The sequence below is a fragment of the Nonomuraea candida genome (assembly GCF_000725485.1).
Lineage (GTDB): Bacteria > Actinomycetota > Actinomycetes > Streptosporangiales > Streptosporangiaceae > Nonomuraea > Nonomuraea candida.
Window position 1 is genome coordinate 109437 of the sequence record NZ_JOAG01000030.1, and the last position, 13064, is coordinate 122500.

General features: G+C 72.1%; 8 protein-coding genes. 6 read left to right on the forward strand and 2 right to left on the reverse strand.

All coding sequences use genetic code 11. The features are described from left to right. Nucleotides 1-43: 43 nt before the first annotated feature. Nucleotides 44-439, reverse strand: coding sequence for a VOC family protein (locus tag IO39_RS28030; RefSeq protein ID WP_043628996.1), 396 nt, complete (start codon nucleotides 437-439; stop codon nucleotides 44-46). Nucleotides 440-1060: 621 nt separating this feature from the next. Between IO39_RS28030 and IO39_RS28035 the strand changes: the two genes are divergently transcribed. The 4 genes from IO39_RS28035 (at nucleotide 1061) to IO39_RS28050 (ending at nucleotide 8893) form a co-directional block, all read left to right on the forward strand. Continuing rightward, nucleotides 1061-3976, forward strand: coding sequence for a peroxidase family protein (locus IO39_RS28035; protein WP_084773617.1), 2916 nt, complete (start codon nucleotides 1061-1063; stop codon nucleotides 3974-3976). A gap of 74 nt (nucleotides 3977-4050) precedes the next feature. Further along, nucleotides 4051-5424: a hypothetical protein gene (locus IO39_RS28040; protein WP_043628997.1), complete on the forward strand. Its 1374-nt coding sequence runs from the start codon at nucleotides 4051-4053 to the stop codon at nucleotides 5422-5424. Between the two features lie 22 nt (nucleotides 5425-5446). Next, nucleotides 5447-7156, forward strand: a complete 1710-nt coding sequence (locus IO39_RS28045; protein WP_043628999.1) for a thiamine pyrophosphate-binding protein — start codon at nucleotides 5447-5449, stop codon at nucleotides 7154-7156. Nucleotides 7157-7183: 27 nt separating this feature from the next. Continuing rightward, nucleotides 7184-8893: a thiamine pyrophosphate-binding protein gene (locus tag IO39_RS28050; RefSeq protein WP_043629001.1), complete on the forward strand. Its 1710-nt coding sequence runs from the start codon at nucleotides 7184-7186 to the stop codon at nucleotides 8891-8893. Nucleotides 8894-9031: 138 nt separating this feature from the next. On the opposite strand, the gene IO39_RS59085 is transcribed toward IO39_RS28050, so the two are convergent. Beyond that, the gene (locus IO39_RS59085) at nucleotides 9032-11308 is read right to left on the reverse strand and encodes a trypsin-like serine peptidase (protein ID WP_043629002.1); all 2277 of its coding nucleotides are present in this window, start codon (nucleotides 11306-11308) and stop codon (nucleotides 9032-9034) included. 195 nt (nucleotides 11309-11503) lie between these two features. On the opposite strand from IO39_RS59085, the gene IO39_RS59090 reads away from it, so the two are divergent. After that, the gene (locus tag IO39_RS59090) at nucleotides 11504-11629 is read left to right on the forward strand and encodes a hypothetical protein (RefSeq protein ID WP_281200162.1); all 126 of its coding nucleotides are present in this window, start codon (nucleotides 11504-11506) and stop codon (nucleotides 11627-11629) included. A gap of 184 nt (nucleotides 11630-11813) precedes the next feature. Continuing rightward, nucleotides 11814-13028, forward strand: a complete 1215-nt coding sequence (locus IO39_RS28060) for a S8 family peptidase (RefSeq protein ID WP_043629004.1) — start codon at nucleotides 11814-11816, stop codon at nucleotides 13026-13028. Nucleotides 13029-13064: the final 36 nt, after the last annotated feature.

A 13064-nucleotide genomic window follows, 5' to 3' on the forward strand; every position in this document is an offset into this window, starting at 1 on the left:
CTTCATCCTCACCCCTGGCAAGCAGGGGACAGCCCTCGGCGCCCTAGGAGCCGGTGACCGGCGAGGCGATTCCTACGAGGACGCCGCAGGGGTCTCGGACATACGAGACCACTTGCCCCCAAGGGGTGTGGTGTGGCTCGGCCACGGCGGTGGCACCCGCCGCGACGGCGCGGGCGAAGCCGCCGGCGACGTCATCGGTGATGAAGGTGAACTCGAGCCCTGCCGGAGGCGTGGAAGGGTCGAGGGCGGTGTAGGGAATGGGCACTGCCTGCACCCCCAGCCGATGGCTGGTGAAGGCGAGCGCCGTGCCGCCGGTATCGAGCTGGGCGAAGTCTCCGGACTCGTGAACGAACGCGCGGGCGAGCCCGAAGGCCCGCTCGTAGAAGTCAACGGCTTGGACCACGTCCGGGACGTACACGATGGCGTAACCGAACCTCATGGCGGCTCCTGGAAGATCAGTACGGGGCACGCTCCAAGGCCACCACGGAGCCGGTGCGGCGGTCTTGCAAGAATCAGACATCGTGCTGCCGATCACCGTGGTGCGATTGCCATCCCGGTTCGAGACGCGCGCCCCGCCCCGGCCTCGGCCGGCGGCCCGGACCGGCGACTGGTGCGGCTGCGACTCCCGATCGGAATGCCGCCCGGCCAGCCCGAACAGCCTCGCCGCGGCGGGCCGGCGGCATGCCGAAGTGGTCGAGGAGATGGAGCGCGGCGTCTTCGGCGGCCTGGCCGTGCTGCCCGAAGGGCGGTCCTCCCGCAAGCGGGAGCGCCCGCCTGGCCGTGCTGCCCGAAGGGCCGTCCTCCCGCAAGCGGGAGCGCCTGCTCCGCCGGTTTTACCCGGTGAGCACACAGGTTGACGATTTCGTGTGGGCCGCATGCGGGCCGCTTGGGCCGGCCCGTACGAGGGCTCATGGATGATGGGAGAGCCGGGGCCGACCTGCCTGTCCACCAGGGCAAACGCCTGCTGAGGAACGCATCCGACTTCCCGGTGCGTATCGCCTTTCCGGCGCCGCGCGAAGCGCTCTCATGACAACCTCGGGGAGTGTCGGGAGGGGAAGCCATGACCAGACAGCAGGAACATCGTGCCGGTACGGCTCCGGCGGCGCGGGAGGCACGTCCCGCCGAGCGGTACGAACGTTATGTCGGCGGCGACCCCGAGACCGAGCGCGTGATCTTCGAACGGCTGGCCCGCGACCTCATGGGGGTCCAGCTGAAGATCCGGCAGCGCAGCGGCGCCGCCGGCATCGAGCGGGCCTTCCACGCCAAGGCGATCCTGGGCGTGGAGAACGCCACGCTGAGGTTCCGCCCCGACCTGCCGGAGGACCTGCGGGCCGGATTCGCCCAGCCCGGCGCCGAATACCCGGTCACGGTGCGGCTGTCCAACGCCAGCGGCGCCCGCCAGCCGGACTTCACCCCTGACCTGCGCGGCGCGGCGCTGCGGGTCCAGGTGGGGCCGGAGGAGGCCCACGACCTGCTGATGACGAACTACCCGGTCTCGCACGCCCGCGACGCCCGCGAGTTCGTCGCGTTCGCGCGGGCCATGGCCGGGGCCGACACCACCGTGCGCAAGGCGATCGGGGTGTTCGTCAAGCTGCCGCTGGCGGTCGGCTGGTCCTCGGCCACGCGCATGCGGCGGAACGTCACCGCGGGAACCCGGCGCCAGGTGCGCAGCCTGGCACTGGAGACGTACTGGAGCCGGGGCGCGATCCTGTGGGGCCAGGCCGGGCCGGTCCGCTTCCGGCTCCGTCCGGCCGCGGGTGCCCCGCCGGCGCCTCCCGCCTCGGAGACCGACCCCGACTACCTGAGCCACGAGCTGGCGGCCCGCCTGGCCGGGGCGGACGTCGTCTTCGAGCTGTGCGTGCAGCGCTACGTGGACGGCAGGAGCACGCCCATCGAGAACGGCGCCACCGACTGGCCGGACGAGGACACCCCCGCCGTCCCGGTGGCCACGCTGACGATCCCGCGCCAGAGCCTCGACACCGCAGACGCCCGCGCCGCCGCGCTCCGGGTCGACCAGCTCGCCTTCGACCCGTGGAACACGACCGGCGAGTTCCGCCCGCTCGGCAACCTCAACCGCGCCCGCAAGGCCGCGTACGAGGCCGGCAGCGCCCACCGCCGCGGCCACCGCTTCCTGACGCCGGTGCCGAGGCGCAACGTCGTCGTCGGCCGGCTGCTGCAGCGCGGGTTCGGCGCGCTCAACCGGGTCGTCCCGTGGCACAGGCTGCCGACCTGGGTGGGGCTGCTGAACATCGAGGCCATCCGCCAGGTGCTGCGCCGCGACAACCTCGTCGACACCGACGTCCACGAGGCCCCGCCGCAGCCGCACCCGGTGCCGCCGCCCATCGACGAGCACCTGCGCACCCGCCGCACCTACGACGGCACCTACAACGACCTGTCCGCTCCGGCGATGGGCGCCCTCGGCTCGCCCTTCGGCCGCAACCTGCGGCCCGTCTACCGGCCTGACCTCTTCGACGTGCCCAATCCGCTGGTCGTCAGCAGGGAGCTGCTCCACCGCGACGCGTTCATCCCGGCCCGGTCGCTGAACATCCTCGCCGCCGCGTGGATCCAGTTCCAGGTGCACGACTGGGTCGACCACAAGCGGCACCCGGCCGGGACCAGGAGCGTCGAGGTGCCGCTGCCTGCCGGCATGACCTGGGTCAACACCCCGGGCGGCGCGCCGGAGGCGGTGATGCGCTTCGCCGAGGACCAGGGAGTGCCCCAGCCCGGCGGCATGGGCCCGCCGATCCTGAGCTCCAACGCCGCCTCCCACTGGTGGGACGGCTCGGAGGTCTACGGCGGGAACGAGACCGTCGCCAAGTCCCTGCGCGGCCCGGACGGCAGCGCGGAGCTGCACCTGGAGGACGGGCACCTGAAGCCGGGCCCGGACGGCATCCCGATCACCGGGTTCCGGGAGAACTGGTGGCTCGGCCTCAGCGTCATGCACACCCTCTTCGCCCGCGAGCACAACGCCGTCTGCGCGGCCCTGCGCGCCGAGTACCCCAACATGGACGAGGACGGCGTCTACCACGTCGCGCGGCTCGTCGTCGCGGCTCTCATCGCCAAGATCCACACCGTGGAGTGGACGCCCGCGATCCTCGCCACCGACCTCATCGACATCGGCCTGCGGGCCAACTGGGAGGGCCCGCCGGAGAGCTGGCTGACCCACCTGGGGCTCTGGCTGGCCGACGAGCACGCGCTCAAGGGCATCCCGGAGACCCTGCCGGACCACCACGAGGTGCCCTACTCGCTCACCGAGGACTTCGTCACCGTCTACCGCATGCACCCGCTGATCCCGGACGACTACACCTTCGCCGACCACGCCACCGGGCGCACGCTGCGCACCCTGGGCTTCAACGACGTGCAGGGCGCCGCCACGGAGACCGTCATGCGCGGGGTGGGCCTGGCGAACTCGCTCTACTCCATGGGCGTCGCCCATCCGGGCGCGATCACGCTGCGGAACTTCCCGCGCGCGCTGCAGGCGTTCGAGCGGGACGGGGAGATCATCGACCTGTCCGTGGTCGACCTCGTCCGCACCCGCCGCCGCGGCGTGCCGCGCTACAACGACTTCCGCGCCGGGTTGCACAAGCCGCGCCTGCGGCGCTTCGAGGACCTCACCTCCGACCCGGACACGCTGGCCCGCCTCAAGGACGTCTACCGCACGGTCGACGACATCGACACGATGGTCGGCCTGTTCGCGGAGAACCCGCCCGAGCGCTTCGGGTTCAGCGACACCGCCTTCCGCATCTTCATCCTGATGGCCAGCCGCCGCCTGCAGAGCGACCGGTTCCTCACCGTCGACTTCAGGCCCGAGATCTACACGCCGCTGGGGCTCGACTGGATCGCGCGCAACGGCATGAACAGCGTCATCCTGCGCCACTGCCCCGAGCTGGCGGCCCACCTGCCGCGAACGGCGAGCGCGTTCGCGCCCTGGCGCCCGCCCATGCCGGACGCGGCCGGCGGGCCCGAGCGCGCCTGAGCGCCTGGGGCCTGAGCGCCTGGGGGCCTGAGGGCGCCTGAAGGCGCCGGGAACGAGCGAAAGCGAGATCGACCATGGACGTGAAGCCCGTGACCGGGCGGGAAGGGCTGCCGGAACTCCTGGCCCGGCCCCTGCTGGAGACCATCTGGAAGCGGCGCACGCACCGGGTCAGCAGGGGCGCGTCCGTCCCGGCCGGTTCGATGAGCTACCGCTCGCCGCATCCGCCGATGCCGCTGACGGAGCTGGAGGAGGCGGTGCTCATCGCCCTGACCGGCTGCTCCGGCCTCACCATGCCGGACCGGCCGTTCGAGGACCCGCGCAACGGCGACCCGATCATGGCCAAGCCGAACCTCACCATGGCCGGGCGTACGGCGGGCAGCCCCGACAACGCCCAGGGCACCCACTTCTTCATGATCAACGACACCGGCACGTACTACCTGAGGAAGCTCCCGCCCGCCCCCGGGCTGCCCTTCGAGGCCGGCACGCTGGTCGAGCGGGCCCGCCAGGCGAAGGTGAGAGTCCTTCCCCACCGGCTCGACGTCGCCGAGGGGATGCGGGACTTCCCGGCGTATCTGGACTCCAACCGGTTCCTGTCCAACCTCCCCGGCACCACGATCTTCCTGCCCGTGGTGGACCTGTCGCACCAGTACATCAACGGCCTGATGTACCTGCTCACGCAGCCGGAGGGCGCCCGTCCGACGCTCGTCGACGACCGCAACTTCTACCGCCCGGCGGGCGTCCGCAAGTGGATCAAGAACGGGTTCCTGAACCGGGAGCTCAAACTGCCGCTCGGCGCCCTCGGCCCGATGCGCACCCAGGTCGAGGCCGACCTGCTGCTGCAGAACCTCATGCTGACCGCCGACGCCATGGGGCTCGGCGCCTGGATCCACGCCACGATCCACCCGCAGATCATGCTGGGCGACCCGAAGTTCTCCCGCGCGTACGGGCGGATGCTCGGCTTCGACTTCGTCGTTCCCCGCTTCCGCCTCGCCGACGTGCTGCGCTGGCACGTTCCACTGCCGAAGTACGCCGCGCTGCGCTCCCACCCGGTCGGCCTCAGGGCCGGCGGGGAGCACCTCATCAAGGCCGCGTGCCCGCCCAACCACCCCTCGATGGCGGCCGCCGTCGACGCCGTCATCCGGGCGAAGTTCGGCCCGGACGGCATCTACCGTGACGAGCAGACCTTCGCCCGCATCTACAAGGGCGACTACGGACGCCGTTACCTGGCCGAGGCCGGCGCGTACGACCAGCCGGTGATCGACTGTGTGCGGGACGTCTGCACGTACATCCACGACACCCACGGCCGGTTTCCCGCGCACACCGACGCCGTCCACGTGCCCGGCATCTGGCTGCAGGCCCACCACGTCGAACCGGAGTACTACGAGCGGTTCTTCGCCGACGGGACGACCGACGCGCACGACCGGCATGCCGCGCGATGGCACGCCTGACCTCGCGAAAGGCAGGGAATCCATGAAGGTGTACGAGGCCATCGTCAAAGGGCTCGAAAGCGCCGGGGTCGACACCGCCTTCGGGGGCAACGGCGAGAACGTCGCCAGCCTGATGCTGGCGCTCGAACGCTCCCGGACGATCCGGCCGATCATGACCCGGCACGAGCAGGCGGCCTCGTTCATGGCGTGCGGGTACGCGATGTACACCGGCCGGCTCGGCGTCTGCTTCGCGACGGTCGGTCCGGGGGCGTTCAACCTGTTCTCCGGCCTGGCGGTCGCGCTGTCGGACTCCTACCCGGTCCTGGCGATCACCGGTTTCGTCTCCCTGGACTGGCGCGGGCGCGGCGCGGTCAACGACACCTCGGGCCTGAACCGCACGCCCGACTCCCACGCGATGTTCTCCGCGACGACGAAGAAGTCCTACCTGCTCACCGACCTCGCCGACACGTGCGACCTGCTGGAGGAGGCCGTGAACGTCGCGTACGAGGGACGGCCGGGGCCGGTCCACATCCACGTGCCGCAGAACCTCACCGCCCCCGGCGCCGACGTGCCCGGCTACCACGACGTCCGCGTGGACGTGGCGCCGGTGCGGCCCGACCCCGAGCAGGTCGAGGCGATCGCCGGCACGCTGGCCGACGCGCTGCGGGACGGTCGCGGGGTCGTCGTCCTGGCCGGGTTCGGCGCGATCCGCAGCCACGCGGAGGAGGCGATGCTGCGCTTCGTCGAACGCTTCCAGATCCCGCTGATGACCACCCTGGACGGCAAGGGGATCATCCCCGAGACCCACCCGCTGGCCGCCGGGGTGTTCGCCGAGAGCGGCCACGCCCGGGCCCGCAAGGCCTTCCGCGAGGCCGGCGTGGTCCTGGCCGTCGGCAACTCCTTCAGCCAGCACGCGACCTTCGGCCTGCGCGAGGACCTGTTCGACGGCAAGGAGCTCATCCACGTCAACATCGCGGCCGGCGAGATCGGCAAGATGTACGCGCCCCGGCACCGGCTCGTCTCCGACGCGCGCCTGGCGGTCGAGGCGATCACCGAGGCGCTGGAGCGCCGGTCCCCGCCCGTCAGGCCGCCGCACGTCGCGGGCCGCGACCACGAAAGACGACGTCTCCTGCGGCTCCCCGGCAGGATCCACCCGGGCGAGCTGGCGCGGGCGATCGGCCGGATGTTGCCCGAGCGCGCGATCCTGCTCGCCGACGCCGGCGCGCACCTGGCCTGGCTCGGCTACTACGTGGACCTCGAAAGCGGCCAGAACTTCCGCAAGACGGGATCCTTCGGGCCGATGTCCGGGCACGTCAACGGCGCGATCGGGGCGAAGCTGGCGCAGCCGGACCGGACCGTCGTCGTCGGCTGCGGCGACGGGTGCTACTCGATGGCGGGATTCGAGCTGATGACCGCCGTGGAGAACGACGTGCCGGTCATCTGGGTCATCTTCAACGACTTCGAGTACAAGATCGTGAAGCTCTATCAGCTCGCCACGTACGGCGAGTCGGCCCTGGTGGACTTCAGGAACCCCGACTTCGCCGCCTACGCGCGCCTGTGCGGCGCGGACGGCCATCGCGTGGAGACGATCGAGCAGTTCGAGGAGGCGTTCCGCGCGGCGCTCGCCGCGAACCGGCCCACGGTGATCGACGCCATGATCGCCCGCTGGGCCGTCCCGCACTACAGCCCCTCCCCCGCCGGGGTGATCCCCGGCATCTGGGAGACGATCGAGGACCGGCTGCGCCACCAGTGACCGGCACCCGGCAAGAGTGAGGAATCCATGAAGGTGTACGAGGCCATCGTCAAGGGCCTGGAGGACGTCGGGGTGCGGGCCGCGTTCGGCGGCGCGGGGGAGAACGCGGCCGGGCTGATGCTGGCGCTGAAGCACTCACCGCGGATTCGGCCGATCATCACCCGGCACGAGCAGGCGGCGTCGTTCATGGCGTGCGGGTACGCGATGTTCACGGGCGAGCTCGGCTTCTGCTTCGCCACGGCCGGGCCGGGGGCGTTCAACCTGTTCTCCGGCCTGGCCATGGCGATGTCCGACTCCTACCCGGTCCTCGCCGTCTCGGGCTACGCGCCCAGGAAATGGCGGGGCTGGGGCTCGCTCAACGAGACCTCGGGCGTGAACGGGACACCCGACTCGCAGGCCATGTTCGCCGCCACGACCAAGAAGTCCTACCTGCTGGAGGACGCCGCGGACACGTTCGACGTCCTGGAGGAGGCGGTCAACGTCGCCCTCGCGGGGCGGCCGGGGCCGGTGCACATCCACGTGCCGCTGGACCTGACCGAGCCCGGGGTCGAGGTGGAGCAGGCCCGGCCCGTCCGGCTGGACGTCGCGCCGGTGCGGCCCGACCCGGCCCGCGTGGAGGAGATCGCGTCGGTGCTGGCCCAGGCCATCGGCGACGGCCGGCGCGTCGTCGCGCTCGCCGGGTTCGGCGCCGTGCGCAGCGGCGCGGGCCCGGAGATCAAGCGGTTCATCGAACGCTTCCAGATCCCGCTCCTGACCACGCTCGACGGCAAGGGCGTCGTCTCCGAGCGGCATCCGCTGTCGGCGGGCGTCTTCGCCGACAGCGGCCACGCCGCCGCCTGGAAGACCTTCCGCGAGGCGGACGTCGTGGTGTGCATCGGCAACTCGCTCAACCAGCACGCCACCTTCAACTACCGCGACGACCTGTTCGACGGCAAGCTCCTCATCTACGTCAACATCTCCGAGACCGAGTTCCGCAAGGCGTACCCGCCGGACCACGCGCTGCTGTCGGACGCGCGCCCGGCAGTGGCGGCCATCACCGACGCGCTGGAGCGGAAGGTGGGCGAGGTGCCGCCCGCCGCCGTCGAGAGCAGGGACTACGAGTTCCGGCACATCACCCGCCTGACCAAAGAGCTGATCCACCCGGGCGAGCTCGCGCAGGCGATCGGGCGCCTGCTCCCCGACGGCGGCGTGCTCCTCGCCGACGCCGGCGCGCACCTGGCCTGGCTCGGCTACTACGTCGACGTGGAGGAGGGCCAGAACTTCCGCAAGGCGGGCTCGTTCGGGCCGATGGCCGGGCACGTCAACGGCGCGATCGGGGTGAAGGTCGCGCAACCGGAGCGGACGGTCGTCGTCGGCTGCGGCGACGGCTGCTACTCCCTGTCGGGCTTCGAGCTGATGACGGCCATCGAGCACGACATCCCGGTCATCTGGATCATCTTCAACGACGGCGAGTTCAAGCTGATCAAGCTCTACCAGCTCTCGGCGTACCTGGAGAGCGGGCTCGTCGAGTTCGACAACCCGGACTTCGCGGCGTACGCGCGGGCGTGCGGCGCCGACGGCCACCGCGTGGAGACGATCGAGCAGTTCGAGGAGGCCTTCCGCGCGGCGCTCGCCGCCAACCGGCCCACGGTGATCGACGCCAGGATCACCCGCTGGGCCGTCCCGCACTACAGCCCCTCCCCCGACGGCGTGATCGCCGGGCTGGTCGAGATCATCGAGGACCGCCTCCGGGGTTAGCAAGGCGCCGCGGGCTTTCCGGCCAGGGCTCCCCGGCCAGGGCTCCCCGGCCGGGGCTTCCCGGCCAGGGCTTCCCGGCCAGGGCTTCCCGGCCAGGGCTTCCCGGCCAGCTCCTTTCCGGTCCGGGCCCGCGGGCTCTCAGGCGAGGGCCGGGGAGGTGAGCGCGCTGCCGACCACCTGGGCGACCTCGGGGTGCGCGAGATACTCCTCGATGTCGTGGGCCCGGCCCGCCGGGTTGGCGACGGGAGCCTCGGTCAGCTCTCCCCGCCAGTGGTCGTTCAGGGGGCAGCCGATGGCGACCGGGTCGATCGGGCACCAGGAGTTGAACCAGCGGGCCACCCGGCCGGGACGGTGCGGCCCGCCGCTCAGCAGCCGCTCGTGGACGCTGTCCAGGCCGAGCGGGCTGCCGGCCGTGACGAGCAGGCCGACCTCGACCGCCGGATCGAGCCGGGTGAGCACGTCCATGGCGACGACCGTGCCGAGGCTGTGGCTGACCAGCACCAGCCGCCCGGTACGCGGCATCGCCTGGAGGACGCAGTCCAGGACCGCCTCGCGTACGCGCTGGTCCTCGAGGTAGGCGGCGACGTCCCCGAAGATCGCGGCGATGAGGAGGCGGTCGAGGTCGGTGGTGTCGGCCAGCCAGCTCAGGGCCCGGTGCACGGCGTCGCCGAGGCCCTCGGCGCCTGCCGGGCGGGCGGCGGGCAGCCCGGCGCGGGCGGCCGCCTCGATGATCAGCTGCTCGTACCGGCGGCGGGCGCCGGAGGGAGCCGGCGCGGCGGCCTCCACGGGGTCGCCCAGGGCATCCCCGGCCAGGCGGGGAACGGTCTCCAACCCGCCCATCGCCTGGATGAGCTGCGGCGCGTAGAACGGGAAGCAGACGTCGTCCGGCCTGATCGTGTCCAGGCCCGCTCTGGTGAGGCCGCCGTTCAGCCCCGCGGCCCAGTAGCGGCGCAGGAGCTCGGGGTCGCGCCCCTGCTGGCCGCGCCCGTGGAGGAAGACCAGGTGGGTGGATCCGCCGAACGCCGCCGGCCGTGACACCAGCCCGGCGCCGGGCACGGTGGCCGCCGGCGCGGCCGCCTCGGCGAGGGCCCCGTCGGGTGCGGGGGCCTGGGGCGGGACCAGGCCGGTGGCGCCCGCCTGCAGCGCGGCGCGGTCCTGCAGTCCGGGCTCGGCCCCGTTCTGAAGTCCGGCCTGGAGTCCGGGCTGGAGTCCGGGCTGGGGTCCGGGCTGGGGTCCGGGCTGGAATCCAGGCTCGGCCTCGGGCTGGAGTCCGGGTTGTGGGCCGGCCAGGGGCGGCTGGGCTTGGGGGCCGGGCCGGAGACCGCCGGTGGAAGTGGCCTGGAGGCCGGTGGAAGTGGCCTGGAGGCCGGTGGAAGTGGCCTGGAGGCCGGATTCGGGGCCCATCTCCGAGAGCAGGGCCCGGTGGGGCTCGTCGAGCGGGAGCGCGGCCAGGTGCATGAGGATGACGCTGATGCGGACGCCCTCGTTGGAGACCCAGTCCACGGCGTCGTCGCCGTCCCCCTCGCGCCAGACCTGCCCGTCGCGCCGCAGGATCCGGCCCTGCTCGTCCGTCCTGGGGACGCCGCTGTGGTGCAGGGCCGTGACCTCCCACTGGTCGTTGTACACGGGGGAGCCGGAGCTGCCGGGCTCGGTGTCGGTCTGGTACTCGAGGAAGTGCTCAAGACGGGCCTCCAGCCGGTTCTCGCGGATGGAGATCTCCTTCAGCCGCCCGCTGGGGTGGCCGATGATGTTGACCGGCTCACCGACGACCAGCTTGCCCCGCTGGACGCTGAGCCTGTTCCAGCCGAAGGCCTCACCGACGGGACGGCCGTCCGCGCCGGGGCTCACCGGGACCAGCGCGAAGTCGAGATCCCGGACGGCGACGAAGAACGTGTCGGGGTCGAGGGCGAACCGCCTGGCCACGTCCGGGGTGTTGTCGACGGTCACCTGGGCGTCGAACTCCACGATGGCCGAGCGCGCCACCGAGGCGTCGGGGAGCACGTGGTGGTTGGTCATGAGCAGCCGCGGCGAGACCAGGAAACCGGTGCCGATCGGGATCTCGCGGCCGTTTTCGCAGACGGAGATCCGGGCGACGGTCCGCGCGGCCCGGGCGCCCCGGGGCAGGAAGCTCCACGCCTGGAGGTCCTTGGCGACGCCCAGGATGCGCTCGTACATCCTGGGCCGGTCCAGGCCGTCGGCCCGGGTGGCCTCCAGCGCCGCCTCGACCGGCACGCCGTTGCGCTGGATGAGGCGGGCGGTGCGGGTGGCGAGCATCTCCGGCGAGTCGGGGAACGCCTCTCCGCGCGTACGCCTCTGCCGGGCCTCGTCGCGATCGGAGGCGCTCCATCGGTACCGTACGGCGGCGTCCTTCGTGTGCTTGACCCTGTTTTCCCGGACTTCCGCGGATATCTCCATAACACACGACCTCATCTAGAGGGTGCATATCACCCTAAATATGCATGCCGCTTCGAGCGGGTGTCCAGCGACGGCCAATGAGTTGGACGCCGCCTTACGTTGGCGATAATGCCTTCATGCCACGTGTCCCACCTTTTCCGATATTTTGTACGGCCCGAGCTAGGCTTGACAGAGAAGGGGTAAGGAGGCAGTCCCATGGGAAATGTCGTGGACTATGTCACCGTCGAATCGCTGGACAGGCGGACTCAGCAGCTCACCCCGGCCGAACTCGATCGGCTGGCGGAAATGCGGCCCGCGACGCCGGACGACGACGACCAGTAGACAGAGACAGAATTTCCTCGCGGCGCCGGAAGCAGCCGGCCGGCCGGTGGGCGGAGCCCCGCGCGTGACCGCCTTTTGACCGTTTCTCCATCGGGGCTTGGGCGCGACCCAAGGCCCGCGCGGGCACTGACCCTGTGGAAACACCCGTCCCGGGGGACGGCGGAAAGCGGGGAGTGTGGCGCCCATGGGCGAGAGATACAGCGTGCTGCGTGACATGAGCGGCGTGCGCACGGCCAGTCCGTTCGAATCGACGCGCCCCGCCGTACCCGCGGCGCCTGCGATCCTCGCCGGCGGCGAACCCCACGTGGAGATCGTCGAGCTCGGCAAACGCGAGCTGCGCGACGTGGCACGCGACCCTGAGGTGCGCGCGGTGGCGCCGGTCATGCCGACGGCGCTCATCCACCCGGTCGAGGAGGGCGCCGACGCGCAGGCGGTGGAGGCGGCGGCCGCCGCGGCGGCCACGTGGGGCGTCAAGGCGGTGGGCGCGGACGTCTCCACGCGTACGGGGGCGGACGTCATCGTGGCCGTCCTGGACACCGGCATCGACGGCACCCATCCTGCCTTCACCGGCGTGACCCTCATCCAGGAGGACTTCAGCGGCTCCGGCGTGGGCGACAAGGAGGGCCACGGCACGCACTGCGCCGGCACGATCTTCGGCCGGGCGGTCGACGGCACCCGCATCGGCGTCGCGCCCGGCGTGACCCGGGCGCTCATCGGCAAGGTCCTCTCCGACGACGGGGGCGGCGACACCGAGGGCCTGCTGCGCGGCATGCAGTGGGCGCTGCAGCAGGGCGCCCAGGTGATCTCGATGTCCCTGGGGTTCGACTTCCCCGGGATGGTGCAGCGGATGGTGGACCTGGGACGGCAGCCCAGGTTCGCCACCTCGCTCGCGCTGGAGGCGTACCGGGCCAACCTGCGGCTCTTCGACGCGCTGATGCAGATGGTGGCCGCCCGCGCGGCCATCGGCCCCGGCACGATCGTCGTGGCGGCGGCGGGGAACGAGAGCGAGCGCCAGACGCGTCCCGACTTCGAGATCGCGGTGTCGTTGCCCGCGGGCGCGGAGGGCGTGGTCGCGGTGGGCGCGCTGGCGCAGTCGTCCACCGGCAACGGCCTGGTCGTGGCGCCGTTCTCCAACACGTTCCCGCAGATCAGCGCGCCCGGCGTCGGCATCGTCTCCGCGCGGGCCGGGGGCGGCCTGCGGGCCCTGAGCGGCACGAGCATGGCGACGCCGCACGTCGCCGGCGTGGCGGCGCTGTGGTGGGAGGACGTGATGAAGTCGCCGCTGCCCGCGACGTCGTCCACCGTCACGGCCCGCCTGCTCGCCCACGCCGACGTCGGCGCGCTGGCCTCCGGCGTGGACATCGCCGACCGCGGCGTCGGCCTGGTACGCGCGCCGTAGCCGGGCGTTCGGGCCGCGTGCCCGATCTTCGGCCGG

Bases quoted from the DNA above. Each gene is read 5' to 3' on its own strand.
- IO39_RS28050 (WP_043629001.1), top strand. From the start codon at position 7,184: ATGAAGGTGTACGAGGCCATCGTCAAGGGCCTGGAGGACGTCGGGGTG.
- IO39_RS28035 (WP_084773617.1), top strand. From the start codon at position 1,061: ATGACCAGACAGCAGGAACATCGTGCCGGTACGGCTCCGGCGGCGCGG.
- IO39_RS28060 (WP_043629004.1), top strand. From the start codon at position 11,814: ATGGGCGAGAGATACAGCGTGCTGCGTGACATGAGCGGCGTGCGCACG.
- IO39_RS28045 (WP_043628999.1), top strand. From the start codon at position 5,447: ATGAAGGTGTACGAGGCCATCGTCAAAGGGCTCGAAAGCGCCGGGGTC.
- IO39_RS59090 (WP_281200162.1), top strand. From the start codon at position 11,504: ATGGGAAATGTCGTGGACTATGTCACCGTCGAATCGCTGGACAGGCGG.
- IO39_RS28040 (WP_043628997.1), top strand. From the start codon at position 4,051: ATGGACGTGAAGCCCGTGACCGGGCGGGAAGGGCTGCCGGAACTCCTG.
- IO39_RS59085 (WP_043629002.1), bottom strand. From the start codon at position 11,308: ATGGAGATATCCGCGGAAGTCCGGGAAAACAGGGTCAAGCACACGAAG.
- IO39_RS28030 (WP_043628996.1), bottom strand. From the start codon at position 439: ATGAGGTTCGGTTACGCCATCGTGTACGTCCCGGACGTGGTCCAAGCC.